This window comes from Cupriavidus pauculus, from assembly GCF_003854935.1.
In the GTDB taxonomy this organism is placed as follows: Bacteria; Pseudomonadota; Gammaproteobacteria; order Burkholderiales; family Burkholderiaceae; genus Cupriavidus; species Cupriavidus pauculus_C.
In genome coordinates this window covers 544,913-571,415 of the sequence record NZ_CP033970.1, presented here as the reverse complement: position 1 = coordinate 571,415, position 26,503 = coordinate 544,913, and the positions used below count along the sequence as shown (strand labels likewise).

General features: G+C 70.2%; 22 protein-coding genes. 12 read left to right on the top strand and 10 right to left on the bottom strand.

From position 1 onward, the window contains the following. The first annotated feature begins 191 nt into the window (after window positions 1-191). The 3 genes from EHF44_RS20665 (at window position 192) to EHF44_RS20655 (ending at window position 2,956) form a co-directional block, all read left to right on the top strand. Complete coding sequence (locus tag EHF44_RS20665) at window positions 192-1,340, top strand: cytochrome P450 (RefSeq protein ID WP_124685587.1); 1,149 nt, start codon at window positions 192-194, stop codon at window positions 1,338-1,340. A 13-nt stretch (window positions 1,341-1,353) separates the two neighbouring features. Continuing rightward, window positions 1,354-1,710: an antibiotic biosynthesis monooxygenase family protein gene (locus EHF44_RS20660; RefSeq protein WP_124685586.1), complete on the top strand. Its 357-nt coding sequence runs from the start codon at window positions 1,354-1,356 to the stop codon at window positions 1,708-1,710. A 118-nt stretch (window positions 1,711-1,828) separates the two neighbouring features. Further along, entirely contained in the window at window positions 1,829-2,956 is a 1,128-nt protein-coding gene (locus tag EHF44_RS20655) for an extracellular catalytic domain type 1 short-chain-length polyhydroxyalkanoate depolymerase (protein WP_124685585.1), read from the top strand. 5 nt (window positions 2,957-2,961) lie between these two features. Here EHF44_RS20655 and EHF44_RS20650 read toward each other — a convergent pair whose 3' ends face one another. Both EHF44_RS20650 and EHF44_RS20645 read right to left on the bottom strand, forming a co-directional pair. Then, complete coding sequence (locus tag EHF44_RS20650) at window positions 2,962-3,255, bottom strand: 2Fe-2S iron-sulfur cluster-binding protein (protein ID WP_124685584.1); 294 nt, start codon at window positions 3,253-3,255, stop codon at window positions 2,962-2,964. Next, complete coding sequence (locus EHF44_RS20645; protein WP_124685583.1) at window positions 3,252-3,866, bottom strand: IMPACT family protein; 615 nt, start codon at window positions 3,864-3,866, stop codon at window positions 3,252-3,254. Before EHF44_RS20645 ends, EHF44_RS20650 begins: the two co-directional genes overlap by 4 nt. Before the next feature lie 224 nt (window positions 3,867-4,090). Here EHF44_RS20645 and EHF44_RS20640 point away from each other — a divergent pair, with 224 nt between their 5' ends. Together EHF44_RS20640 and EHF44_RS20635 are read left to right on the top strand one after the other, a co-directional pair. Continuing rightward, a complete protein-coding gene (locus EHF44_RS20640; protein ID WP_124685582.1) occupies window positions 4,091-6,085 on the top strand; it encodes a PhoX family protein in 1,995 nt (664 codons plus the stop codon). Window positions 6,086-6,187: 102 nt separating this feature from the next. Continuing rightward, on the top strand, window positions 6,188-6,811 hold the full coding sequence (locus EHF44_RS20635; RefSeq protein WP_124685581.1) for a DUF938 domain-containing protein: 624 nt from the start codon (window positions 6,188-6,190) through the stop codon (window positions 6,809-6,811). A 17-nt stretch (window positions 6,812-6,828) separates the two neighbouring features. On the opposite strand, the gene EHF44_RS20630 is transcribed toward EHF44_RS20635, so the two are convergent. From EHF44_RS20630 to EHF44_RS20620, 3 genes are all read right to left on the bottom strand, one after another. Beyond that, a complete protein-coding gene (locus EHF44_RS20630) occupies window positions 6,829-7,593 on the bottom strand; it encodes a sulfite exporter TauE/SafE family protein (RefSeq protein WP_124685580.1) in 765 nt (254 codons plus the stop codon). A gap of 139 nt (window positions 7,594-7,732) precedes the next feature. Continuing rightward, window positions 7,733-8,701 carry a Bug family tripartite tricarboxylate transporter substrate binding protein gene (locus EHF44_RS20625; RefSeq protein WP_124685579.1) on the bottom strand — a complete coding sequence of 323 codons (969 nt, stop codon included), beginning with the start codon at window positions 8,699-8,701 and terminating at the stop codon, window positions 7,733-7,735. Between the two features lie 258 nt (window positions 8,702-8,959). Continuing rightward, window positions 8,960-9,889 (bottom strand): LysR substrate-binding domain-containing protein, encoded by a 930-nt coding sequence (locus EHF44_RS20620; RefSeq protein WP_124685578.1) that lies wholly within the window; start codon window positions 9,887-9,889, stop codon window positions 8,960-8,962. Window positions 9,890-10,044: 155 nt separating this feature from the next. On the opposite strand from EHF44_RS20620, the gene EHF44_RS20615 reads away from it, so the two are divergent. The 5 genes from EHF44_RS20615 to EHF44_RS20595 all read left to right on the top strand — a co-directional run bounded on the left by EHF44_RS20615 (window position 10,045) and on the right by EHF44_RS20595 (window position 18,026). Next, window positions 10,045-11,217, top strand: coding sequence for a CaiB/BaiF CoA transferase family protein (locus EHF44_RS20615; protein ID WP_124685577.1), 1,173 nt, complete (start codon window positions 10,045-10,047; stop codon window positions 11,215-11,217). A 10-nt stretch (window positions 11,218-11,227) separates the two neighbouring features. After that, window positions 11,228-12,064, top strand: coding sequence for an HpcH/HpaI aldolase/citrate lyase family protein (locus EHF44_RS20610; protein WP_124685576.1), 837 nt, complete (start codon window positions 11,228-11,230; stop codon window positions 12,062-12,064). A 254-nt stretch (window positions 12,065-12,318) separates the two neighbouring features. Next, window positions 12,319-13,683 carry a TolC family protein gene (locus EHF44_RS20605; protein ID WP_437340347.1) on the top strand — a complete coding sequence of 455 codons (1,365 nt, stop codon included), beginning with the start codon at window positions 12,319-12,321 and terminating at the stop codon, window positions 13,681-13,683. Beyond that, a complete protein-coding gene (locus EHF44_RS20600; protein WP_124685575.1) occupies window positions 13,667-14,890 on the top strand; it encodes an efflux RND transporter periplasmic adaptor subunit in 1,224 nt (407 codons plus the stop codon). Before EHF44_RS20605 ends, EHF44_RS20600 begins: the two co-directional genes overlap by 17 nt. A gap of 13 nt (window positions 14,891-14,903) precedes the next feature. Then, a complete protein-coding gene (locus tag EHF44_RS20595; protein WP_124685574.1) occupies window positions 14,904-18,026 on the top strand; it encodes an efflux RND transporter permease subunit in 3,123 nt (1,040 codons plus the stop codon). Window positions 18,027-18,119: 93 nt separating this feature from the next. Here EHF44_RS20595 and EHF44_RS20590 read toward each other — a convergent pair whose 3' ends face one another. Then, entirely contained in the window at window positions 18,120-19,391 is a 1,272-nt protein-coding gene (locus tag EHF44_RS20590; protein ID WP_124685573.1) for an MFS transporter, read from the bottom strand. A 102-nt stretch (window positions 19,392-19,493) separates the two neighbouring features. Here EHF44_RS20590 and EHF44_RS20585 point away from each other — a divergent pair, with 102 nt between their 5' ends. Next, on the top strand, window positions 19,494-20,435 hold the full coding sequence (locus tag EHF44_RS20585) for a LysR substrate-binding domain-containing protein (protein WP_124685572.1): 942 nt from the start codon (window positions 19,494-19,496) through the stop codon (window positions 20,433-20,435). A gap of 49 nt (window positions 20,436-20,484) precedes the next feature. Here EHF44_RS20585 and EHF44_RS28430 read toward each other — a convergent pair whose 3' ends face one another. After that, window positions 20,485-20,841 (bottom strand): DUF883 family protein, encoded by a 357-nt coding sequence (locus EHF44_RS28430; RefSeq protein ID WP_172966145.1) that lies wholly within the window; start codon window positions 20,839-20,841, stop codon window positions 20,485-20,487. 292 nt (window positions 20,842-21,133) lie between these two features. Here EHF44_RS28430 and EHF44_RS20575 point away from each other — a divergent pair, with 292 nt between their 5' ends. Further along, the gene (locus tag EHF44_RS20575) at window positions 21,134-22,663 is read left to right on the top strand and encodes a M20/M25/M40 family metallo-hydrolase (protein WP_124685570.1); all 1,530 of its coding nucleotides are present in this window, start codon (window positions 21,134-21,136) and stop codon (window positions 22,661-22,663) included. A 10-nt stretch (window positions 22,664-22,673) separates the two neighbouring features. Here the strand turns inward: EHF44_RS20575 and EHF44_RS20570 are convergent, their stop codons facing one another. The 3 genes from EHF44_RS20570 to EHF44_RS20560 form a co-directional block, all read right to left on the bottom strand. Then, on the bottom strand, window positions 22,674-23,195 hold the full coding sequence (locus EHF44_RS20570; protein ID WP_124685569.1) for a MarR family winged helix-turn-helix transcriptional regulator: 522 nt from the start codon (window positions 23,193-23,195) through the stop codon (window positions 22,674-22,676). A gap of 252 nt (window positions 23,196-23,447) precedes the next feature. Beyond that, window positions 23,448-25,547 carry a TonB-dependent siderophore receptor gene (locus tag EHF44_RS20565; protein ID WP_124685568.1) on the bottom strand — a complete coding sequence of 700 codons (2,100 nt, stop codon included), beginning with the start codon at window positions 25,545-25,547 and terminating at the stop codon, window positions 23,448-23,450. A 188-nt stretch (window positions 25,548-25,735) separates the two neighbouring features. Continuing rightward, window positions 25,736-26,479: an SDR family oxidoreductase gene (locus EHF44_RS20560; RefSeq protein WP_124685567.1), complete on the bottom strand. Its 744-nt coding sequence runs from the start codon at window positions 26,477-26,479 to the stop codon at window positions 25,736-25,738. Between the last annotated feature and the right edge of the window lie 24 nt (window positions 26,480-26,503).

The following is a 26,503-nucleotide window of genomic DNA, read 5'->3' as shown; positions in this document are numbered from 1 at the left end:
GGAAACTCCGTTGGCATGGCGGAAAGTATGCGGCGGCCCCTGGTGCCCCGGACGGCCGTTCGTCCACGATAGTTACCGATTCGTACAGCGCCCATGGCGCAGGCGACGTATTCGACATTTCACGACGCGCCGAAGCATCGTGCTGCCGCCCGCGGCGATCATGACCATCCCGTCAGCAACGTTCCACGCCCATGCAGCCCGCCGATCCCGTCGCCGCCGTCACGCATCCGGACCCGTATCCCTACTACCGCGCGCTGGCCCGCACGCGGCCGTTCCACTTCGACCAGGGCCTGAAGCTCTGGGTGGCCGCTGGCGCCGAGGCCGTGGCTGCCGTGCTGGCGCACCCCGATGCCCGCGTGCGGCCGCCCGGCCAGCCCGTGCCGCCGGCGCTGGCTGGCGGGCCGGCGGGCGACCTGTTCGGCCGGCTGGTGCGGATGAACGACGGGCCGGCGCACGCGGCGCTGAAGCCGGCCATCCTGCGCGGGCTGGCCGGGCTGGACCTCGGGCTGGTGCGCGTGCGCGCGCATGCGCTGGCCGCCGCGCTGCCACGGCTGGGCACCGACGACGCCCACGAGGCCATGCAGTGGATGTTCACGCTGCCGGTGCTGACCGTGGCCGACCTGCTGGGCCTGCCGCTGGCGCGCGACGCCGATGGCCATGTCCTGACGCGGATCGCCGGCTTTGTCACGACGTTCGCCGCCGCCATGTCGCCGCTGGCATCGCCTGCCGATGTGGCCGCCGGCGCCGCCGCCGCGCAATGGCTGACCCGCTGTGTGGCGGACCAAGCCGACCATGCCGACCCCGCGCCGCCCGACGGCCTGCTGCCGACGCTGTGGCGCGATGCCGCGCACGTCGAGCCGGCGGCGCGCGTGGCCAACGCCGTCGGCCTGATGATCCAGGCCTGCGAGGCAACGGCCGGGCTGATCGGCAATACGCTGGTCCACCTGGGCCGCGACGCGGCCGGGCGCCCGGTGGAGGACTTCGACGCCATCGACGCGACCGTGGGGCGCGTGGCCGACCTCGACCCGCCGGTGCAGAACACGCGGCGCTTTCTGGCCGCCGATGCCGTCGTCTGCGGCCAGCCGCTGCGGGCCGGCGACGCGGTGCTGGTGCTGCTGGCCGCCGCCGCGCACGATCCGTCGGCGCCGTCGGGCGGCCGGCCGTGGACCTTCGGCGCCGGCCGCCACGGCTGCCCCGGCGACGCACTGGCGCGGGTGCTGGCCGCCTGCACGGTCCAGGCGCTGCTGGCGCGCGGCGTGCAGCCCGCGCGGCTGGCCGCTGGCGTACGCTATCGGCCATCGGTCAACGCGCGCATTCCGCAGTTCACATCCCAACCCTGACACAGGAGCCCCCATGATCGCCGTGATCTTCGAAGTCGAGCCCGCGCCGGGCCGCCAGGACACCTATCTGGACATCGCCGCCCACCTGAAGCCGACGCTGGAAGGCATCGACGGCTTCATCTCGGTGGAGCGCTTCCAGAGCCTGACCACGCCGGGCAAGCTGCTGTCGCTGTCGTTCTTCCGCGACGAGGCGGCGGTGCTGGCGTGGCGCAATACGCTCGATCACCGCCGCGCGCAGGCGGCCGGGCGCGGCGGCGTGTTTGCCAACTACCGGCTGCGCGTGGCCCAGGTGCTGCGCGACTACGGCCTGCACGAGCGCGACGAGGCGCCCGCCGACAGCCGCGCCGCGCACGACGCCGCCACCCGGTAGCGCACGGCGGGCCGGGCGCCGACCCCGGCCTTCCTGACAAGCTGACATATTCGGCCGTTACACTCGTGCATCATCGGGGGTCTACCACGCGGCACCGGGACACGAGGGGCGAGGCGGCATGAGACGGCGCACGGGCGGCACGAAGCTGTGGACAACGTTGAGCAAGCAGGCGGCGCGCAGCGCACGCCAGTTCAGCCGCACGGTCACCCAGACCGTGACCGATCCGATGATGCGCGCGGCCCGCAAGCAGAGCCACGCCGTCAGCAAGGCCGTGGGCGAGGCCGTCGGCAAGGTCACGCGCCAGGCCATGACCGGCGTGGTCACGCCGGCGCGCGCCCCGGTCAGCCGCAGCGGCGGCACGTGGGAAGAGGGCCTGTGGGGTTTCAGCGTCGGCCTGGGCCGCATCGGCCCGCGCAAGTACCGCGTGTTCGTGCCGCCCGGCGTGAGCGCGGCGCGGCCGGCCCCGCTGCTGGTGCTGCTGCATGGCTGCGGGCAGGATTCGGCCAGCTTTGCCGCCTGCGCCCGCGTGGCCACCGTGGCGCGCGACGCGCGCTGGGTGGTGCTGATGCCCGAGCAGTCGGTGCAGGCCAACGCCCAGCGCTGCTGGAACTGGTTCCGGCCCGCCGCGCGCGGCGCATCGGAAAGCGCGCTGCTGATGTCCCTGATCGACCATGTCTGCCAGCGCTACGCCATCGTGGCGCATCGCGTCTGCGCGTTCGGCCTGTCGGCCGGCGGGGCCATGGCGATGATGCTGGGCCTGCGCTACCCCGACCGCTTTGCCGCCATCGGCTCGCACTCGGGCGCGGCCCCGTTCAGCGCCATCAACGCCACCCAGGCCCACAAGGCCATGCGCGGCGAGCGCGGCCCGGACGCCGTGGCCGCCCGGCTGGCGCTGGCGGGCCGCCGCGCGCCGCCGTTGCTGCTGCTGCACGGCGACGAGGACGGCGTGGTGTCCTATGACAACGCCACGTCCACGGCGGCGATGTGGCTCGAACTGCTGCCGCCGGGATCGCCACCGCCCACGGCGCTGCCGGCGCGCCGCGTGCGCCGGGGCACGCGCCGGGCTGTCGACGTATTCGACTGGCAGGCCGGCCCCCGGCCGTACCTGCGCGTGGTGAAGGTGGAAGGGCTGCGCCACGCGTGGAGCGGCGGCGCACCGGGGCAGGCGTTCTCCGACCCGGGCGGACCCGACGCGCTCAAGATCGCGCTGCGGTTTTTCTCGGTGAACGGGCGGCTGCCCGCGTGACCCGCTCAGCCCGCGCCGACCGGTTCGAACACGACGTCGCTGGTCGGGCAGGCCACGCAGGGCAGGATGAAGCCGTCTTCCTTCTCGTCCAGGCTCAGGCCGGGCCAGTCGATCCGGTAGCGCACGCTGCCGGCGTGCAGCCGGCTCATGCACGCGCGGCACGCGCCGTTGCGGCACGAACTCGGCAGCGGCAGGCCCTCCAGCAGCGCGGCCTCCAGCAGGCTCAGCGACGCCGGCGCGGCAAAGCCGGCCCCGCCCGGCAGCACGCGGGCCGTGAAGGTGCGATCGTCGTCGGTCATGGCGCGTCGTCCTGCTGGGCCGGATACGCGGCGCGGCCGTGCGTGGCGTCGCGCAGCGCGGCCTCGGCCGTATCCCGCATCGCGGCGGGCAGGCGGATCACCAGCGTCGCCAGCGCGCCGTACGCGGTATCGGCCAGCGTGCAGCCGGCATCGGCCATCTGCTCGATCCAGCGCCGCACGCGCGGCTCGTCGGCGTAGTCGACCTGCACCGTCAGCGTGGCATAGGCGATGCGCTCGATCCGCGCCGCGTCCTTGAGCGCCCCGGCGATGGCGTCGGTGTAGGCCCGTACCAGCCCGCCGGCGCCCAGCTTGACCCCGCCGTAGTAGCGCACCACGGCCGCCAGCACGCCGTCGAGGTCGTGGTGGCGCAGCACTTCCAGGATCGGCCGGCCCGCCGTGCCGGACGGCTCGCCGTCGTCGGACATGCCCGACTGCCCGCCGGCCAGCAGCGCCCAGCAGACGTGCGTGGCCGCCGGATGCTCCGCGCGCAGGCCGGCAATGACGGCCATGGCCGCGTCGCGGTCGGGCACGGGCACCGCCAGCGCGATAAAGCGGCTCTTGCGTATCTCGATGTCGGCGTGGACGGGGTGGGCAAGCGTGAAGGTGGGCAAGACGGGGTCGGAGCGGCAAGTCGGGACGGGATGCAGGAGGCGAGTGTAGCGCAGCGCGCGCCGGGGCCATTTGTGTGACAGCTTGCTGACGGTCAAATGGCGGTCACGAAAACGCCTTACCATCCGGACGGGCCCGCATCCGTCCGATCCCGGTGCAGCGCGCCCGCCTTCTTCCCCGATTCCCCCTTGCCGCCACCGAGCGCCACCGAGCGCCACTGACCGCCATGACCGACCAGACCGTTACCACCCGTCGCCGTGCCCTGAAGATCCTGGGCGGCGCCCCGATGCTGCCGCTCGGCGCCGCCGCCGCGACCCTGGCGGGCGGCATGACGGCGATGGAGGCCGCGCTGGCCGCCCCGGCGCGCCGCAAGCCGGCCGCGTTCGCATCGGCCACGTTCACGGGCATGGCGGCGCCGTCGCTGGACAATCCGGCGGCCATGGCGACCACCACGGTGGGGTCGTCGCTGACCGTGTCGTACCGCGACGGCACCTCGCAGTCGTACACGCTGGCCTACCAGCCGTTCTTCGTCACCGGCGACATGGTGCCCGACGGCCGCGGCGGCAAGGTGCTGGCGGGCGGCTACTACGACATCCAGAACCGGCCGATCGTCGACGATTCGGTGCCCGGCAAGTCGCGCCAGTTCTATTCCGATGCGCCCGACGGCAGTTCGCTGCTGACGCTGCGCAACGCCCGCGTGCCCGGCGTGCGCGGCAACGCGGTCTTTGCGGTGGTGCAGTTCGAGTACACGTCGCGCAACCAGGCCAACGCCGAGATGCACGGCATGCTGCCGTCGCCGATTGCCGTGCTGACGCTGGACCAGGACCCCCGGACCGGCAGCCTGCGCCTGGTGCGCTATCACAACGTCGATACGTCGGGCGTCAACGGGCTGTGGATCACCTGCGGCGCCAGCCTGTCGCCGTGGAACACCCACCTGTCTAGCGAGGAATACGAGCCCGACGCGGCCAGGGCCGCCACCGACAAGAAGCTGCGCGGCTTCAGCCAGCACCTGTACGGCGATCCGGCGCGCGCCAATCCGTACCACTACGGCCACCTGCCCGAGGTGACGGTCCACCCGGACGGCACCGGGTCCATCCGCAAGCATTACTGCCTGGGCCGCATCTCGCACGAACTGGTGCAGGTGATGCCCGACGAGCGCACCGTACTCATGGGCGACGACGCCACCAACGGCGGCCTGTTCCTGTTCATCGCCGACCGTCCGCGCGACCTGTCGGCCGGCCGGCTCTACGTGGCCAAGTGGCACCAGACGTCGGGCACCGGCCCGGGCGCGGCCACGCTGACGTGGATCCCGCTGGGCAGCGCCAGCAGCGACGAGATCCGCCGGCTTGTCGATGGCGGCATCCGCATCGCCGACATCATGGACGTGCAGTTCAAGGACCCCGAGGACGCCGGCTATACCCGCATCATGTTCGACGGCAAGCCGAACTGGGTGAAGGTCAAGCCTGGCCAGGAAAAGGCCGCGGCCTTCCTGGAAACGCACCGCTACGCGGCGCTGGCCGGCGGCAGCCTGGGCTTTACCAAGATGGAAGGCACGACGGTCAACATCGCCGACCGCAAGGCGTACTCGGCCATCTCGCGCATCGAGACGAGCATGCTGGCCGGCCACGCCGCCAATGCCGGCGACATCCGCGTGGAAGGGCCGTATTCGGGCGCCGTGTACGAGCTGAACCTGCGCGGCGGGCAGTCGGACCAGGCCGGCAACCGCATCGACAGCGAATGGGTGCCCGTGGACATGGCGCCGGTGCCGGCGCTGGTGTCCGAGGACCTGGGCGGCGGGCCGAAGAAGGCGCAGGACGCGCTCGGCAACTATGCCAACCCGGACAAGGTGGCCACGCCGGACAACCTGAAGTTCTCGGAATCGCTGCGCACGCTGTTCATCGGCGAAGACAGCAACACGCACGTGAACAACTACCTGTGGGCCTACAACGTCGACACGAAGCAGCTATCGCGCCTGATGTCGTGCCCGGCCGGCGCCGAATCCACGGGGCTGCACGCGGTGGACGAGATCCACGGCTGGACCTACATCATGAGCAACTTCCAGCACGCCGGCGACTGGGAAAAGGGCCTGCACGACAAGGTCAAGGCCCGGCTGGAGCCGCTGGTGCAGGCCAACTACCACGGCGGCTTCGGGGCGGCCGTGGGCTACCTGACCGCCACGCCGGCCGCGATCCGGCTGAACCGGCTGAACCGGCGCGGCTGACCGGTTTGTCCTCCGCGCGGTTTCTGACCGCGCGGGCGTGGCGGGTTTGCTACCCTGTGCGTTCGGCGCCGGCGTCCGCCCGGCGCACCCACTGGAGACCCCATGACCCAGCCCGCCGCAGACCCCACCGCGCGCCGCATGGCGCCGGCCACCGAGCGCAATCGAGAACCGATCCTGGCCGTGCTGCGCGACGTGCTGCCGCCGCGCGGCACGGTGCTGGAGATTGCCAGCGGCACGGGCCAGCACGCGGTGCACTTTGCCACCGCGTTGCCGGGCCTGACCTGGCAGCCCAGCGATCCCGATGCCACCCACCGCGAGTCGATTGCCGCCTGGACGGCCCACGCGCAGGCTGCCAACGTGCTGCCGCCGCTGGCGCTGGACGTGCGGCAGGAGCCGTGGGGCATCGACCGCGTGGACGCCATCGTCTGCATCAACATGATCCATATCGCCCCGTGGGCCGCCGCCGAGGCGCTGTTCGCGGGCGCCGGCATGCGGCTGGGCGCGGGCGGCATTCTCTACCTGTACGGGCCCTACCGGCGCGATGGCGCGCACACGGCGCCCAGCAACGAGGCATTCGACCGGCAGCTCAGGGCGGCCGATGCCGCCTGGGGCGTGCGCGACATGGCGGACGTGATGGCGCTGGGCGCGGCCCAGGGGCTGGTGTGTGATGCGCCGTTGCCGATGCCGGCCAACAACTTCAGCCTGGTGTTCCGCAAGGCGGGATAAGCAGGGATAAGCCCGCCTCAGCCCTTGATAAGCATCACCAGCGCGGTGGCGATCAGGCACACGGCAAACGCGGCGCGCAGCCGCCGCTCGGGCATGCGGTGCGCCAGCGCCACGCCCCACGAGATCGTCAGCATGCCGCCGAGCGACAGCGGAATGCCGCTGTACCAGTCGACATGGCCGGCATGCGCATAGGTGGCCAGCGCGACCACGGCGCCAGGCGTGACCAGCGCCAGCGCCAGCCCCTGCGCCGCGGCCTGGCGCATGCCGAACAGGCCGACCAGTGCCGGGGCGGCCACCACGCCGCCGCCCACGCTGAAGAATCCGGAGAATGCGCCGCCGACCACGCCGACGGCCGGTATCCATGACGACGACACGCGCGCCTGCTGCTGGGGCGCGGCGCGGCCGGGCATCAGGCGCCAGAGGAAGTAGACGGCCAGCCCGATCATGAAGAGCGCGAAGATGCGCCGCAGCAGCGCGGCGTCGATCGACGTGGCCAGCCGGGCGGACGCCCACGTGGCCAGCACGGCCGACAGGCCCAGCACGATGGCCGTGCGCAGGTCGATGTCGGCGCGCTTGCGGTACTGCCAGAAGCCGATCACCACGTTCGGCGCGATCATGACCAGCGAGGTGCCCTGCGCGAGCTGCTGGTCCATGCCGTAGAGCAGGCCCAGCGCCGGGATGGCGATCAGGCCGCCGCCGATGCCGAATAACCCGCCCACGCCGCCGAGCAGCCCTCCAAGTCCGAAAATCAGCAGGGCGGACAGCAGCGAATGGTCAGGCATGGCGATCGAAGGGGGCGTTCGGTTCAGGCGAGCGGCAGATGATACGCGGACATGGCGCAGACATGGCGCGAAATGCCGGACCGACAGTCGGTCGTCCGGCGACCGGATCGGCGGCCCGGGTCGAGGGGCCGTGCAGCGCTCAGTCCACCTGCGCGCCCGACTGCCTGACGATCTTCGCCCACTTGTCCATGTCGGCGCGCAGCAGCGTGGCCAGTTGCTGCGGCGTGCCGGGCAGCACCTCGGCGCCCTGCGCGGCCAGCTTGTCGCGCAGCGGCTTGTCGGCCAGCGCGGCCTGCAGCGTGGTGGACAGCTTCTGCGTGACGTCCCTGGGCGTGCCGCGCACCGCGAACAGCGCCACCCACAGGTCGCCGCTGTAGCCGGGCACCGTCTCGCCGATGGCCGGGATGTCCGGCGCGAACGGCGACCGCTTGGCCGAACTGACCCCCAGCGCGCGAACCTTGCCGGCCTTGATGTGCGACAGCACCGACGGCAGGCTGGCAAATGCCATCGGCACCTGGTTGCCGAGCACGTCGTTCAGCGCGGGCGCCACGCCCTTGTAGGGCACGTGTTCGAGCTTGATGCCGGCCGTGGTGTTCAGCATCTCGCCGAGCAGGTGGTTCAGCGTGCCGTTGCCGGCCGATGCGTAGCGATAGAAATCGGGCTTGGCCTTGGCCAGCGCGATCAGCTCCGCCATCGTCCGGGCCGGAAACGCCGGGTTGACGACCAGCACGTTGGGCACGGTGGCCACGGTGGCAATCGGCTCGAAATCTTTGACCGGGTCGAACGGCACGCTGCGGTAGAGCGACGGGTTGATGGCCTGCGTGCTGCTGATGGTCATCAGCAGCGTGTAGCCGTCAGGCGTGGCGCGGGCCGCGGCCTGGGTGCCGATGTTGCCGCCGGCGCCGGGGCGGTTTTCCACCACCACCTGCTGGCCCAGCCGCTGCGAGAGGTCCGCGGCCACGAGCCGCGCCACGATGTCGTTGGTGCCGCCCGGGGCCTGCGGCACGATCATCTGGATCGGCTTCGACGGGTACGTGTCGGCGTGGGCGTGGCCGATGGCGGTGGCCGCCAGCGCCAGGCAGGCCACGGCGCGAAGGGTGCGGATCATGCTGTCTCCTGTTATGTGCCGCCCACTCTAGCCGAGCGCCCGCCGCAGGAGAAATTCAATCGGCGACTGGCGCCATAAGGTTTTCTTATCGGGCGGTCTCCACGGCGGGGCGCTGCGTTGGATATCACATGCCGATTGATTGCTCCCCTCTCCCGCCCGCGGGAGAGGGGCCGGGGGTGAGGGCCAGCGGTGGCGGCCAGACAGGTCGGCGCATGCACCGCCAGCCCCCACCCCCAACCCCCCATAGGCAGAGGGGAGTCACGTAGAGCGGGAGACCGCCGCCAGCGACCCGCCCGAGGCAATTTTCTCCGCCACGATCTCGCGCAGGATGTCGGCCACGGCTTCGGCGGCGTGGGACCGGGGCAGCGCGCGGGGCCAGCACAGCGACAGCGTGCGGCGCAGTTCGGGCGTGATGCGGCGGCGCGGCATGGCGGCGTCGGATTCGTCCAGCGACGACGCGGGCAGCACCGTGCAGGCCAGCCCCTCGCGCGCTGCGGCCAGCAGGATCGGCAGCGAATCCAGGTCCGCCACCACGTTCAGCGCGATGCCGGCCTTGGCAAAGCTGCGCTCCACCACCTCGCGCAGGCCCTGCGATCCGCTGGGCAGTACCAGCGGCAGGCCGTCCAGCGCCTTGAGCGGCACCGTGTCGCCCCGGCCGCGCGGCGCGGGGCCGGGTGGCGTGCCGATCAGGTAAAGCGGTTCGGTGGCCAGCGGCTCGGGCTCCACGGCGCGCGACGGCGTGTCGCGGAACAGGATGGCAAAGTCCAGCCGGTTCTGGTTCAGCAGTTCGGAGATATAGCCGCTCATGCTCTCGAAGAGCTGCAGCCGCACCTGCGGGTAGCGCTGGCGCACCGTGCGCACCAGCGCCATGCCGAAGGCCGCCGCCGCCGTGGTGGGCAGGCCCACCGCCACGGTGCCGGACACCTCGCTGCCGGCCACGCGCACGTCGGCGCCGGCAATCTCGATCTGGCGCAGGATGTTGCGCACATGGCGGTAGAGCGTGCGCCCGGCCTCGGTGGGCCGCACGCCCTTGGCGCCCCGGTGCACCAGTGGCACGCCGAATTCGTCCTCCAGCGCGGCAAGCTGCTGGGACAGCGCCGGCTGTGCCACGCAGACCACCTCGGCGGCGCGGGTCAGGCTGCCGTGGTCGACGATGGCCACGAAATAGCGCATGGCGCGGATGTCCATCCCGGTTCTCCCCTTGGTCGATCTATCAGATTGCAAAACGCCAGGGTATTGATTCTACTTATGGTGCCTTCCGCAATTGCTATTTCACAGCGGCGGCGCGGGCGGGTAGATTGGGCGCCATCGTGCCATGCGCACCATCCGCCCCAGACACTGCCATGTCCAGACCGCTTGAAGGCATCACCGTCCTCTCCCTCGAACAGGCCATTGCCGCGCCGTTCTGCACGCGCCAGCTTGCAGACCTGGGCGCGCGCGTGATCAAGATCGAACGGCCGGGCCCGGGCGATTTCGCACGCGCGTATGACAGCCGGGTGCGCGGGCTGTCGTCGCACTTCGTCTGGACCAACCGCTCGAAGGAAAGCCTGACGCTGGACGTCAAGGCGCCCGGCGCGGCCCCGGTGCTGGCGGCGCTGCTGGAGAAGACCGACGTGCTGGTGCAGAACCTGGCGCCGGGCGCGTCGGCGCGGCTGGGGCTGGACTACGACACGCTTTCGGCCCGCTATCCGCGCCTGATCGTCTGCGATATCTCGGGCTACGGCGGCGACGGCCCCTACCGGGACAAGAAGGCGTACGACCTGCTGGTGCAGAGCGAATCGGGCTTTGTGTCGGTGACCGGCACGCCGGACGAAGGCGTCAAGGCGGGGGCGTCGGTGGCCGACATCGCCGCCGGGATGTACGCCTACAGCAACGTGCTGGCCGCGCTGATCGAGCGGGGCCAGACCGGGCGCGGCAAGCGCATCGACGTGTCGATGCTGGAATCGATGGTCGAGTGGATGAGTTTCCCGATGTACTACGCGTTCGAAGGCGCCGAACCGCCGCCGCGCGCCGGTGCCGCCCACGCCACGATCTACCCGTACGGGCCATTCCCCACCGGTGACGGCAAGACCGTGATGCTGGGCCTGCAGAACGAGCGCGAGTGGGCCGTGTTCTGCAAGGTGGTGCTGCAGGAGCCGGAACTGGCCACGCAGGCGGCGTTTGCCACCAACAGCCTGCGCAGCGCCAACCGCGCCCAGTTGCGCGCGCGGATCGTCGAGACCTTCGCGCGCCTGACCGCCGCCGAGGTGGTGGCGCGGCTGGAAGCGGCCAATATCGCCAACGCCAACGTCAATACCATGGCCGACGTCTGGCACCACCCGCAACTGGCCGCGCGCCAGCGCTGGCGCCAGGTGGATACCGCCGCCGGCCCGGTGCCGGCGCTGCTGCCGCCGGGCATGACCGATGCGCGGATGGACCCCGTGCCGGCCGTGGGCCAGCACACCGACGCCATTCTGGCCGAGGCCGGCTGCACGCCCGCGCAGATCGCCAGCCTGCATGCCGATGGCGTGGTCTGAGGGAGCCGGCATGACCACATCCACCGCCCGCCTGCCGCGCAGCTACCTGTTCGTGCCGGGGTCGCGCCCGGAGCGCATCGGCAAGGCCATCGCGGCCGGCGCCGATGCCGTGATCGTCGACCTCGAAGACGCCGTCGCGCCCGACGCCAAGCAGGCGGCGCGGGACGGCCTGCGCGACCCATGGCGCATGCTGCAGGACCAGGCCGACGCGGCCGGCGTGGCGCTGCTGCTGCGCGTGAATGGCGCCGATACCGTCTACTTTGCCGACGATCTGGCGTTTTGCCGCGCGCAGTCGGTGCGCGAGATCGTGCTGCCCAAGGCCGACCCCGGCGCGCTGACGGCCTTGCGGGCCGGGCTGCCCGACACGCCGTGCCATGCGCTGCTGGAGACCGCCGCCGGGTTTGCCAGCCTGCGCGACGTGGCGCAGGCACCGGGCGTCACGCGGCTGCTGTTCGGCAGCATCGACCTGATGTTCGACCTCGACGTGGCCGACGACGACCTGCCGCTGCATGCATTCCGCAGCCAGATCGTGCTCCATTCGCGCGCGGCCGGGCTGCCCGCGCCGGTGGACGGCGTCTGCACCGCCATCGGCGACGCCGACGCACTGGCCGCCGACACGCAGCGCGGCCGGCGCTTCGGCTTTGGCGCCAAGCTGCTGATTCATCCCAACCAGGTGGAAGGCGTGCATCGCGCGCTGGCGCCGACCGGGCAGGAGGCGGCATGGGCGCGCCGGGTGGTGGAGCAGGCCGCCGCGGCGCAGGGCGCGGCCATCGCCGTGGACGGCAAGATGGTGGACCGCCCGGTGCTGGAACGGGCGCAGCGCATTGTCGCGGCGTTGGGGCGATAGCGGCCCTGCGGCGCCAATCGGTGTTTTCCCTGACCGGCGGGTTCGCGGCAAATGTCGAACAAACGCAGCAGGATGAAAGCCGTTTGTAATCAGCTTGCGTTCCAATGCGCGTGGAGTCGTGCCACGCCCATTGCATCGCGGCAACGGAAGCCGCCCGGGAAATGAAACAACCATAAAAGTCGCTTACCCGGTGCACCAATCCGCTGGCACGGTCGTTTACTGCAGACCGCAAGTCGAATCGAGCCAGACTGATCGTGCATTTTCCCGTACCCCGCGTGGCCGTGGCAGCATTGCTTGCCCTGGCCGCCAGCGTTGGCCGCGCGGCCAGCGCGCCCATGCCGCCCGACGGCCCCTGCGTGGCGCCGCCGGCCCGGGCGGCCCTGACCTTGGCGCAGGCCCGGCTCGACGCGCTGCGCTGCAACCGCGACATCATCGCGGCGCGCCGCAGCGAGGAAGCCAGCCAGGCCGATATCCAGATTGCCTCCCAGCGGCCCAACCCGGTGCTGAGCCTGGGCGTGGCCAACATCAACCCGCACCTGGGCGTGGGCACCGGCAACCTGCGCAGCAAGACCGTGGATTCGACGGTCCGCGTGGACCAGGTCATCGAGACCGCCAACAAGGGCAACCTGCGCACCGAGGCCGCCCGCAAGGCCAGCGCCGCGGCCGGCGAGCAGACGCAGGCCGTGGTGGCCCAGCAGCTTGGCGCGGTGGATCAGGCGTGGTACGAGGCCGTGGTCAGCCAGACCCGCGTGGAAGTGCTCACCGAGATGGTGGGCCTGTACGGCCGTACGCAGCAGGCCAATGAGGTGCGGCTCAAGGCGGGCGACGTGTCGCGCGCCGATGTGACCAAGCTCCAGCTGGAAACCCTGCGCGCCCAGAGCGACCTGCGCAACGCAATTGCCGACCACACCAGCGACAAGGCCGCACTGGCCGCCGCCATGGGCGTGCCGAGCACGCTGGCCGACAACCGGCTGGTGGCCGACTGGCCGGCGCCCGACGCCCCCGTACCGGCCTTCGACCCCGACGTGCTGCAGCGCCGGCCCGACGTGACCGCGGCCGAGGCCCGGCTGGCGGCGGCGGCGTCGCAGCGCGACCTGGCCCGCGCCGGCCGCGTGCCCGATGTGACCGTCGGCGTGCAGTACGAGCACTACCCGATCTCCGAGACCAACACCACCGGCAGCGGCAACAGCTACGGCGCGTTCGTGTCGATCCCGCTGTTTGTGCGCCACAGCTACGGCGGCGAGGCGCGCCGCGCCGAGGTGGACTACTACGCCGCGCTGGACGACCGCAACCGCATCCTGCTCGAAGCCCAGAACGACATCGGCCGGCTGCGCGCGCAACTGGATGCCGCGCGGGCCAGCCTGCAGCAGATGCGGGAATCGGTGCTGCCGGCTGCCGAGAGCGTGGCCAACAGCGCCGAGTTCGCCTATTCGAAGGGCGCCAGCGGCGTGCTGGACCTGCTGGACGCGCGCCGCGCGCTGCGCCAGACGCGGGTGGAGGCCGTGGAGGCGCAGGGCAACTATGCCAAGGCGCTGTCGGCCTACCTGACCGCGCTGCAGACCACCCAATCCGATATCAACAAGCTTCCCCAGGTTCGTACCGATGCGTCGCGTCCTTGATTTCCCGTTTTTCTCCCGTGGCGCCCGCTCGGGCCGTCCCGGTGCCGTGCGGATGGCCGCCGTCCTGTCGCTGTGCGCGCTGGTGCTGGCCGGCTGCGGCAAGAAGGAAGTGCCGGACAACGACGACGATCCGAAGATCACCGGGCAGACCATCGCCTACCCGGCCAGCGTCAAGGCGCTGCCGGGCGTGGTGGGCCAGCCCGTGCAGAGCGGCGGCGACCGCATGCTGAGCATGCCGGGCCGGCTGGTCTGGAACGAGGACCGCACCGTGCGCGTGGCCACGCCGTTCGCCGGGCGCGTGATGGAGATCCTGGTGCAGCCCGGCGCCACCGTGAAGGCCGGGCAGCCGCTGGCCATGCTGACGTCGCCGGACTTTGGCGTGGCGCAGGCCGACGCGCGCAAGTCTGCCGCCGACAGCGCCGTGGCGGCCAAGTCGCTGGCGCGCCAGCGCGAGCTGTACCAGGCCGGCGTGATCGCGCAGAAGGACTTCGAGCAAGCCCAGGCCGACAACGCCCGTGCCGCGGCCGACCTGGCCCGCACGCAGGCCGCGCTGCGCATGTACGGCGCGGGCGGCGGCGACGCGGTGAACCAGCGCTTCGCGCTGCGCAGCCCCATCGACGGCGTGGTGGTCGAGCGCAATATCAATACCGGCATGGAGCTCCGGCCCGACCAGCAGCCCAACGCGCCGCTGTTCCTGATTACCGATCCGTCCACGCTCTGGGCCCAGCTTGACGCGGCCGAGGCGGACCTGGGCCTGTTCAAGGCCGGCGTGTCCGTGCAGCTCACCAGCGCGGCCTATCCGGGCGAGACGTTCCTGGGCACCGTGGTCAAGATCGCGGACTATGTCGACCCCACGTCGCGCAGCGTCAAGGTGCGGCTGGCGGTGCCCAACGCCGACCGCCGCCTGAAGGCCGAGATGTACGTGACCGCGAAGCTGCAGGCGGCGTCGTTCCAGGGTATCTCGGTGCCGTCCAAGGCCGTGTTCCTGGCCGACAACAGGAACTACGTGTTCGTGCGCACGTCGGCCACGCCGTTCGTGTTCGAGCGCCGCGAGGTGAAGCTCGGCGTGACGCTGCCCGGCACGACCGAGGTGGTCCAGGGCCTCAAGGCCGGCGACGTGGTCATCACGGACGGCAACCTCTACCTGCAGGACATCCTGCGCGATGCCACCGCGGTGAACGCCGCGCGGGCGTCCGCCAAGCAATGAGGACGGCGGACCGATGATTTCGCGCATTGTTCATTTCGCGCTGCACCAGAAGCTGTTTGTCTGGCTCGGCCTGATCATCTTCATCGCGGGCGGCCTGGCCGCGTTCAAGAACCTGCCGATCGAGGCCTTTCCGGACGTGTCGGACATCCAGGTCAACGTCATCACGTTGTACCCGGGCCGCGCCGCCGAGGAGGTGGAGCGCCAGGTGACGATCCCGATCGAGACCGCGCTGGCCGGCACGCCGAATTCCGTGCGGGTGTTCTCGCACACCCAGTTCGGCCTGTCGTTCATGATGGTGACCTTCAACGACAAGGCCACCGACGTGACCGCGCGCCAGCAGATCATCGAGCGCCTGCGCAGCGTGGACCTGCCCGACGGCGTGCAGCCCGAGCTGGCGCCGCTGTCGACGGCCATCGGCGAGATCTTCCGCTTCCGGCTGACCGGCAAGGGCTACACGCCCCAGCAGTTGCGCACGCTGCAGGACTGGGTGGTGGAAAAGAACCTGCGCCAGGTGCCGGGCGTGGCCGACCTGGTGACGATCGGCGGGTCGATCAAGCAGTACGAAGTGAACCCGAACCTGGGCCGCATGCGCGACGCCCGCATCTCGCTGTCGCAACTGTTCACGGCGCTGCAGCGCGGCAATTCCAACGCCGGCGGCGGCGCGGTGGCGCACGGGCGGCAGCAGTACCTGCTGCGCTCGCTGGGCAGCTTCCGCTCGTCGGCCGACATCGCCAACGTGGTGGTGGCCGAGAACAACGGCACGCCAATCCTGGTGAAGGACATTGCCGAGGTGAAGGTGGGCTCGGCACCGCCGCAGGGGCTGATGGGGCAGGACGACGAGGACGACATCGTGTCGGGCATCGTGGTCATGCGCAAGGGCGAGAACCCGTCGGTGGTGCTGGAGGCGCTGAAGCAGAAGATCGATCTGCTGGACACGCAGATCCTGCCCAAGGGCGTGAAGATCGTGCCGTACTACGACCGCTCGACGCTGATCGACAAGACGCTGCACACGGTGTTCGGCAACCTGGTGGAAGGCGCGCTGCTGGTGCTGGCCGTGCTGTACCTGTTCCTGGCGAACGTGCGCGCGGCGGCCATCGTGGCGCTGGTGATCCCGCTGTCGCTGCTGTCCACGTTCATCGGGCTGACCTGGGTGGGCATCCCGGCCAACCTGCTGTCGCTGGGCGCGATGGACTTCGGGATCATCGTCGACGGCGCGGTGATCGTCGTCGAGAACATCTTCAAGCGGCTGGGCGAGCTCAAGGAGCAGCAGATCCAGGACAGCAAGGCGCGGCTGTACGCGATCCTGCAGGCCACCACCGAGGTGGGCCGGCCCACCGTGTTCTCGATGGTCATCATCATCGCCGCGCACATCCCGATCTTCACGCTGCAGCGCCACGAGGGCAAGATCTTCGCGCCGATGGCGTACACGGTGACCGGCGCGCTGATCGGATCGCTGATCCTGTCGCTGACCGTGGTGCCGCTGCTGTGCCACCTGCTGCTCACGAAGAACATCGCCCACGACGACAACTTCGTCGTCCGCTTCTGCAAGCGGCTCTACGAGCCGATGCTGGCCTGGGCCCTGGACAACAAGAAGACGGTGGTGGGCGTGGCGCTGGGGCTGCTGGTGGTGACGTTCGGCGTGGGCAAGTTCCTGGGCAGCGAATTCCTGCCCGAGCTGGACGAGGGCTCGATGTGGGTCAGCTTCGATCTGCCGGCGTCGGTGTCGCTGGACGAGGCGCGCGACCAGGCCCGCATGCTGCGCGGCGTGATCCGCAAGACGCCGGAGGTCAACACGACGATCTCGAAGGTGGGTCGCCCCGACGACGGCACCGACCCGAAGCTCATCAACACCGTGGAAATCCTGGTGGACCTGAAGGGCGACCAAAAGTGGCGCGCCGGCTACGACAAGCGCCGGATCATCGAGGAGATCAACCACAACCTGCGCCAGTTGCCGGGCATCGAGCCGAACTTCTCGCAGCCGGTGCGCGACAACATCCTGGAAAGCATCTCGCAGATCAAGGGCCAGATCGTGATCAAGGTGCAGAGCGACAGCCTGGAGCACAACAAGCACGTGGCCGACCAGATCCTGGCCAACGTGCAGTCGGTCAAGGGCGTGATGCGCGCGTTCATCGACCGCGACGGCGAACTGCCGCAGTACGTGCTGGAATTCGACCGCGCCCAGGCGGCCCGCTACGGGATCAACGTGGCCGACGTGCAGGACCTGATGGAAAGCGCGCTGGCCGGCAAGGCGGCCACCGAGCTGTGGGAAGGCGAGCGCCACTTCAGCGTGGTGGTGCGGCTGCGGCCCGGCGAGCGCGAGCTGCCGAATCTGCCGAACATCTTCATGCAGACCGCCGACGGCGCGCAGGTGCCGCTGTCGCAGCTCGTGACGTTCCGCGCGGCGTCCGGGGCGATGAACATCAGCCGCGAGAACGGCCAGCGCACCACGTCGATCGGCATCTTCATCCACGACCGCGACATGGGCAGCGTGGTGAAGGACATGCAGGCGCTGGTCAAGAAGAACGTCAATGCCGAAGACGTCAAGATCAGCTGGTCTGGCGAATTCGAGAACCAGGAGCGCGCCATGGCACGGCTGTCGATCGTGGTGCCGCTGTCGGTGCTGCTGATCTTCCTGCTGCTGTTCAATGCGTTCCAGTCGTTCAAGAGCGCGGCGCTGATCATCTCCAACATCCCGTTCGCGCTGATCGGCGGCGTGTTCGCGCTGTTCCTGACGGGTATCCCGCTGTCGGTGTCGGCCGCCATCGGCTTCATCGCGCTGTTCGGGCAGGCCGTGCTGAACGGCGTGGTGATGGTGACGTACTTCAACCAGCTGCGGCAGGAAGGCATGTCGGTGCGCCAGGCCGTGCTGACCGGATCGATGGACCGCCTGCGCACGGTGCTGATGACCGCCATGCTGGCCATGCTGGGCCTGTTCCCGATGGCCATCTCGCGCGCCATCGGCTCGGAAACCCAGCGCCCGCTGGCCATCGTCATCATCGGCGGCCTGATCACGGCCACGCTGCTGACGCTGATCGTGCTGCCGACGCTCTACGAGTGGATGGTTGGCCGAAGCTGGCCCGACGAGGAAGGCGAGCCGGACAACGACAACCGCCTGACCGACTCGCTGGCGCATTGAGCCGGGGTGGGATGGAAAAAGCCGGGGCGGGTGCTCCGGCTTTTTTTGTTGGCTGGCGCGAGGGGGAGTACGCCGCCGGCGCCAGGCCGGCGGTCAGGCCATCACCCGTAGCAAATCCTCACCGACCCCACCCGCCCGAAACAACGGCCAGACCAGCAGCGCCAGTCCGCCCGTGGTGGCCCATACCACCGGCCATGACGTCAGCGCCAGCCAATGCGGCAGCGCGAGCGGAGTCAGGAAGAAGCCGAGGAAGACTGCGGTGTTGGCCATGCCGAGCGCGGTGCCGGCGCGGTCGGGACCGGCCATGGCGGCCAGTTCGGTGTAGCCCACGCCGTGCCAGGCCGAGACGGCGATGCCGGCCAGTGCCAGCAGCACGGGCAGCGCGGCCATCAGCGCGGGACTGGCTGCGCTGGCGTACACGCCGGCGGCCAGCAGCAGGAAGGCCGCGGCCGATAGCAGCGTGCAGCCGCGCAGGTAGGCGCGGCGGTTGCCGTGGCGGTCGGTCCAGCGGCCGCTCCAGATGCGGGCGGCCATCGCGCCGGCCTGGATCGCGACCAGCGTGGCGGTGATGGTGCCGAGCCCGGCGTGGGCGTAGTCGTGCAGGAAGATCGACGCGAACGTCAGCACCGCGAACTGCGGCACGCAGAGCAGGCCGATGCCGAGCACGAGACGCCAGACCGCGGCGCGCCGTAGCGGATTCTCGTGCGTGGGTGGGGCGGCGGCGCCGGCGTGGCTGTCCGGCGGTTCGTGCAGCCAGTGCCATGTCAGCCCGGCCGCGATGCCGCACAGCAATGCCACCCAGCCATAGGCCCAGGCAAAGCCGTAGGTCGATGCCAGCCACGGCAACGTCAGCGCCCCGATGCCGCCGCCGAGCGGCACGGCTGTCTGGCGGATGCTCATCGCCAGGCCGCGCTCACCCTCGCGGAACCAGCGCATCACGGCGCGGCCGCTGGCGCCATTGACGCTACCGCCGACCAGCCCGACCACCGTCATGGCGACGACCAGCCACGCCAGTGGCGGAAGATGTCCGGCGGCCGGCGCCAGCCACAGCGCCATGCCCAGCAACGCCGCGCAGGTGGCCGTCAGGCCGGCCAGCAGCACGGGGCGGTCGCCCCAGCGGTCGGCGGCAAGGCCCCACGGCAGTTCGGACAGGGCGGTGCCGAGCCCGATGGCGCCCACGGCCAGGCCGACTTCGGCGGTGTCGAGCTGGTAGCCGCTGCGCATCCAGACGGCCGTGGTGGGCAGGCCGCTGACGGCGGCCAGCACGCTGGCGTTGGCCGCCACGCCGACGCCCAGGACCTTCCAGCGATGGGATGGCGCCAGCGATCGGCCGCCATCGGACAGACACAAGGTGTGCGGGGACATGGGTGACACGTGATCCGGAAGTGGTTTGACGCGGTCCAGTCTGTCACCGAGAATCCATCCTGAAAATCGGAAAATATTCCGCTAATCGTTCGACAAAACAGGATGGTTGCCGTGTCCCGTACCAATCTCGATGTGGCCGCGCTGCGCAGTCTGCTGGCCGGCATGGAACTGGGCAGTTTTGCCCGCGCGGCGGATCGCGTGGGCCGCTCCACCTCCGCCATCAGCGCCCAGATCCGCAAGCTCGAAGAGCAGGCCGGCACGCCGCTGTTCCGCAAGTCTGGCCGGGGCCTGGCGCTGACGGCGGCCGGCGAGGCGATGCTCGGCTACGCGCGCCGGCTGGTCGACCTGAACGACGAAGCCGTGACGGCCGTGCGGGGCGTGGACCTGTCGGGCGGCATCCGGCTCGGCCTGCAGGAGGAATTTGGCGAGGGGCTGCTGCCCGAGGTGCTGGGCCGGTTCGCGCGGGCGCATCCCAAGATACGCATCGAGGCGGTGGTGTCGCGCAATGCCGACCTGCTGGCGCGGATCGATGCCGGCCGCTGCGACCTGGCGCTGGTGTGGGCCGACATGCAGCCGGCCATGGCGGCGGAGATCGACGGCTATGTGCTGGGCCCGCGGCACGTGGAGCGGCTGGACGCCGTGCCGATGTGCTGGGTCGGTTCCGCGACGGAGCGCTGGGAGCCGGCCGATGGCGATCCGCTGCCGCTGGTGGCCTTCGACCGGCCATGCCAGTTCCACGCGGCGGCCACCGCGGCGCTGGACCGTGCGGGTCGGCCCTGGCGGGTCACGTTTTCGAGTCCGAACCTGGGTGGATTGTGGGCCGCGGCCGCCGCCGGGCTGGGGCTGACCGTGCGCTCGCGCTACGGGCTGCCGGCCGGGGTGCGCGCGTTGTCGCCCGAGGCGTCGGACCTGCCGGCGCTGCCCTCGATGTCGCTGGCGATGGTGCGCGCCGCCGCGACGATGCCGCCGGAGGTGGAACGGCTGGCCGATATCCTCCGCACGGCACTTGGCGATCTGACGCGCCGCGACGGCCCGCCTGCCTGACCCTTCACGCGATGCGCGGCGTCAGGCGGGCGGGTGGGCGGGGAGACGTTCAGTCGTCGTAGCGGCTGGAACGATGGGTCGGCCGGCAGAGCAGCGCGCCCAGCAACACGCCGACGCCCAGCGCCATGCCCAGCGCCTTCATCGGCTCCTTGTGCGTGTAATCGGTCACGCATTCCTGGCCGCGCGACATGCTGTCGGTGACCGACGCCTTGATCGACGCGAGCTTGTCAGAGCCTTGCGCGGCCTTGGACAGGAATTTCTCCTTGGCCGCCTGGATGGCTTCGCCGGTCAGGTTGGGCAGCTGGGCCAGCAGGTCGTCCAGGTCCTGCGCCAGTTGCCGGGTATCGGATTGCAGCTTCTGCTGGGAAGTCGGCGGATTGATGTTGTTCGGATCGTTCGGGTCCATGGGCGTCTCCAGGAAGGATGCGGGTGGATTCGTGCCAGCGCATGTTTCGTACCAGCGCGCGGCGCCAGCGCTGGCGCGGGCTGCAGGCCGCGGCGCGCGCATTCCGGGTCGCCAAGTTGCGCACCGTTGTAAATTTCGCCGCGCCAGGGCCCATGGCGGCCGCCACCTGGGCATCGGGCGGGGCTTCTTGCATGCTGCGGATGCGGCGCATAATGCGCGTTGCCCTACCACGACAGAAGAGGAAGACATGCACGCCCCATCGGCTCCCCACGCCCGTATTCGTCGGTTGACCATGGCCGCCTTCGTGCTGGCCACGCTCGGCACGGCGCAGGCCGCCACGCTGGATCGCGGCCAGCTGGAACAGTCGGCCGACCGCGCTGCGGCGGCCAGCTACAAGGAGTGGGTGGAACTGCTCGCCATTCCCAACGACGCTACCGTGCCGGCCGACATCCAGAAGAACGTGGACTGGCTGGTCAAGGCGTTCGCGCGGCGCGGCTTCCAGGCCCGCGCGCTGCCCAATGGCGACAAGCCGATGGTCTATGCCGAGTACGCGGCGCCGGGCGCCCCGGCTGCCGGCCGCAAGACCGTGCTGTTCTACATGCACCTGGACGGCCAGTCGGTCACGCCGTCGCAGTGGGCGCAGAAGAGCCCGTGGGACGCCACGCTGAAGGCCCGCACGGCCGACGGCAAGTGGGAGGCGCTGCCGCTGGACAAGCTCTACGCGGGCCCGGTGGACCCGGAATGGCGGCTGTTTGCGCGGTCATCGTCGGACGACAAGGGTCCCATCGTGATGTTCCTGGCCGCGATGGACGCGCTGAAGGCCGCCGGCGTGGAGCCCGGCGTCGACATCAAGGTGCTGCTCGATTCGGAGGAGGAAAAGGGCTCGCCGTCGCTGGGGCAGGTCATCGGCCAGAACCTCGCGCTGCTGCGCAACGACGGCATGGTGATCCTGGACGGCCCGATGCACCAGAGCAACCAGCCCACACTGGTGTTCGGCAATCGCGGCATCCAGCTCGTGCAGCTCAAGGTGTTCGGCGCGTCGCAGGGGCTGCACAGCGGCCACTACGGCAACTATTCGGCCAACCCGGTGCAGCGCATGGCGAGCCTGCTGGCGTCGATGAAGGACGACAACGGCCGCGTGACCATTCCCGGCTACTACACGCCGGTGAAGATCGACGCGCGCGCCCGGCAGATCATGGCCGCCGTGCCAGACGACGAGGCCGCGCTGAAGCGCCGGCTGGGCATTGCCAGCCCCGAGAAGGTGGGCGCCAATTACCAGGAAGCCATGCAGTACCCGAGCCTGAACGTGCGCGGCATTGCGGCCGGCGACGTCGGCCCGAAGGCGCGCACGATCATCCCGGAAGTGGCAGTGGCCGATATCGACCTGCGCACGGTGCCCGAGACGCCGCCCGAGACGCTGGTGGCGCTGCTGCGCAAGCACATCGAGAAGCAGGGCTACCACCTGGTGAACGGCGAGCCCACGGCCGAGGAACGGGCGCGCTATCCGAAGCTGGCGTCGCTGACGGCCGGCGAGGTATCGGCGTCCAGCTCCGCCGCGCGGACCGACCTGGACGCGCCGGTCAGCAAGTGGCTGCAGGGCGTGATGCAGGACACGTACGGCCGCGCGCCGGTGCAGATCCGCATGATGGGTGGCACGGTGCCCACGGGCGCCGCCGTGCAGGCGCTGAAGTCGCCGTTCGTGATCGTGCCGCTGGTCAACGCGGACAACAACCAGCACAGCTTTGACGAGAACATGCGGCTGGGCAACTACCGCGACGGCATCCGCACGCTGATGGGCATCCTGCAGACGCCGTTCCGCTAGGCGTGCAAGCTCAGGGCTTGCCAGCGCCGGTGCAGATGCCGTGCAGCTTGCGCAGGCCCGTGTATAGCCCGTGCCGTTCCTCGGGCGTCAGCAGGCGGATCACCGACGCCTGGCCGCGCCGCGCGAGCGGGATGACCTGCGCGTGCAGCGCGGCGCCCGTTTCGCTGATCTTGCAGGCCAGGCGCTTGCGCGGCGTGGCGCCTTCCGATTCCAGGGTGACCAGTCCCCGGTCTTCCAGCAGCCGCAGCGTGCGGCTGACCAGCGCCTTGTCCGACGTGGACTGCCGCACCAGCTCGGCAAACGACATCGGCTCGCCATGGGCCAGCAGCGCCAGGATGCGCCATTCCGGCACGGTCAGGTCGAACTGCGACGCATAGGGCTCGGTCACGCTGTTGCGCAGCGCCGTGACAAGCTGGCTCAGCATCGTGGTGAGGAAATCGTTGACGGTCAGGCCGGTGCCGGCTTCGTCGAGGTCCGACCAGGGGTCGCGCATGTCGGACGTGGCCGGGGACTGCTGGGTGGTGCTGGACATGAAGGGGGCGCCAAAAAGGAATGCCGGCAATCCGGCTGGAAACCGGCTGCGATTGTCTCACACCGCCTGTTGTTCGCAACTTTGTGCCGGCCCGCGCCTTGGATCGGCCAATCGGCCGATGTCAATCCACGCCCTGTTCAGGTTGAGTCGTCAACAGCGGCCCTTAATTGGCAGGAAGCAGGAAGAGAGCCTGGCGACGAATTTGCGCCGCCGCGCGAAGCCGATGAAGCTGGCGGCGCAGGCCCCCGCCGATCAGTAGTTGACCACGACGTTCAGCATCGCCACGCGCGGGTTGCCCACCGGCAGCACGTTGTTGTTGAGGCCGCCCGCGTAGTACGCCTTGTCGAACACGTTCTTGATGTTGAGCGCGGCGCGCCAGTGGTTGGCCGTGTAGCCCACGCCCAGGTCCGCCACCGCGTAGCCCGGCACGGTGTAGCTGAAGCTGTAGCCGCGCTTGGCGCTTTCGCCGCGCGCGCCCACGCCGGCCCACCAGCCGGCCAGCGCGCCGCGGAAGCGGTACTGCGTCCACAGTGAGAAGCTGTGCCGCGGCACCGCGTTGAGCGGCTTGCCCACGTTGGCCGCCACCGTGTCCTCGGTCACCTCGCTGTCGATGTAGGCGTAGGCGCCGGTCACGCTCAGGCTGTTGCCCAGGTCCTGCGTCAGCTCGGCCTCGAAACCGCGCGAGCGCTGCTCGCCCACGGCCACGCTGAAGCCGGTGTTGATCGGGTCCGACGCCAGCACGTTCTTGCGGGTCAGGTCGAACGCCGCCAGCGTCAGCAGGCCGGTCTTGCCCGGCATGTCGAACTTCACGCCCACTTCCACCTGGCGGCCCTTCTCGGGCTTGAACGTGCTGTTGTTCACGTCGGTACCGATGTTCGGCAGGAACGACGTGGCGTAGCTGACGTACGGGCGGGCCCAGTGCGTCAGGTCGTACATCACGGCGGCGCTGCCGGTGACGGCGTGGTCGTCGTTGTCGGTGCGCGTGCCGGCCAGCCGGTTGGTGCTGGCCGAGCGCGCGGTTTCGTGGCGCACGCCGGCCGTGACCGTCCAGCGGTCGGCAATGCGGATCTGGTCGCGGAAGTACAGGCCCAGCGCGTTGAGCGTGTCGGTGCTGTCGGTGCTGAAGCTGGCCGGGCAGTTGATGGCGGCGCCGTACACGGGCCGGTAGACGTTCAGCGCGGCCACGCGACAGGTCTTCTGCAGCCGGTCTTCCTTCGTGTGCCGGTAGTCGACGCCGAAGGTCAGGCTGTGCTGGTGGCCGGTGAACGCGAACGTCTTCTGCACGTTGGTGTCCACGCCGAACGAATCGCCCGAGAAGTCCTGCTGCGTGGCGCTGCGGTTCAGCGTCTGGCTGTTCACGGCCATCGTGCCGGCCGTGACGAACGTGCCCGTCAGCGACGACGTCTGGTAGCGCAGGTTCTGGTTGACCGTCCAGCCCGAATCAAAGCGGTGGGTCAGCGCGTAGCCCACGCGGTTCTGCTCGCCATCGTAGGGCTGGGCGCCGGGCTCGCCGATGAAGCGCGAACTGGGCACCACGCCGTTGACGTTGGGCGTCAGCGTGCCGTTGACCGGCAGGCCCTGCTGGCGCACGTAGTGGCGCTCGTTGTGGCTGACCAGCAGCGTGAAATCGGTGCGCTCGCCAAAATCGAGCGTCAGCGACGGCGCGACGTAGCGGTTGCGGTACCAGACGTGGTCGGTGGGATCGTCGCTGTCCATCGCCAGTGCCGTCAGCCGGAACGCGGCCTTGCTGCCGGGCTTGAGCGGCGTGCCGACGTCGGCGGTCACCTGCCGCAGGCCGTAGTTGCCGACGGTCAGGCCCAGTTCGCCGAACAGTTCGGGCCGGGGCCGCTTGGTGACGATGTTGACCAGCCCGCCCGGCTGCACCTGGCCGAACAGGACCGACGCCGGCCCCTTGAGCACTTCCACGCGCTCGGCGCCAAACACTTCCTGCGCCACGCGGTTGTTGCTGTCCACCAGCAGCCCGTCGGCAAAGACCGATTCGGACGCGCGCTGGCCGCGGATGATGAAGTCGTCCCAGCCGCGCCGGCCGTAGGTGTTGGCCGAGACGCCGGCGGCGTTCCAGAGCACGTCGCTCAGCGTTTGCGACTGCTGGCTGTCCATCAGGTCGCGCGTGATGACGGTGATGGACTGCGCGCTGTCCGCCGCCGATTCGTTCGATTTCGTCACGCCGGCCGCCCGGCGCGTGGCAAAGCCGACGTCGGCGCCGGTACTGGCCCCGGCGCTGACCGTGACGGTGGGCAGCACGCTGCCGTCGTCATCGGCATGGGCGGCAAGGGCAAACAGGGACAGGCAGGCGAGGGCGGTGGGCGTGAGCAGACAGCGAAGCGACATCGGGGATTTCCGGCGGGGCCGCAAGATGCGGCGAAAAAGGCGTCACCGAGGTGACGAAAGCGCCGAATTATAAATAGGAATTGTTCGCATTTGCGCCTTGCTTGCGATCTTTGTCTCCAAATAGATACAAGAATGACAACGGGCGGACCATCGTCCGCCCGTCGCGCGTCGTGGAGGCCAGGCAGCCGTTACGCCGCGAAGCCCCCGTCCACATTGAGGCTGGCGCCGGTGACGAAGCTCGATTCCGGCCCGGCCAGGTAGCCGACCATGCTGGCGATCTCGTCCGGATGGGCGTGGCGCGGCAGCGCCATCAGCCCGTGCAGCGACGTGGCGAAATCGGAGTTTTCCGGGTTCATGTCGGTGTTCACCGGCCCCGGCTGCACGTTGTTGACCGTGATGCCGCGCGGGCCCAGGTCGCGCGCCATGCCCTGCACCAGCCCCTTCAACGCGGACTTGCTCATCGCGTACGCCGCGCCCCCGGCGAACGGCATGCGGTCCGCATTGGTGCTGCCGACGTTGATGATCCGGCCGCCTTCGCCCATGTGGGACAGCGCGGCCTTGCTGGCCACGAACACGGCGCGCACGTTGACGGCCACGGTCTTGTCGAAGTCTTCCAGCGCGAAGGTGTCCACCGGGCCCAGGTACAGCACGCCGGCGTTGTTGACGAGGATGTCGATGCGGCCGAAGTCGATCGCGGCGTCGTTGACGGCGCGGGTCAGCGCGGCGGCGTCGGCCGCGTCGGCGGCATAGGCCCGGGCCCGGCCGCCGGCGGCCTCGATGGCGGCCACCAGTTCCTGCGCGGCGGCGCCCGAGCTCTGGTACGTGAAGGCCACGGCGGCGCCGTCGCGGGCCAGCCGGCGGACGATGGCCGCGCCAATGCCGCGTGCGCCGCCGGTGACGAAAGCTACCTTGTTGGTGAGAGGGGTGGTCATGATCGGCTCCTTGGGGTGTCAGTG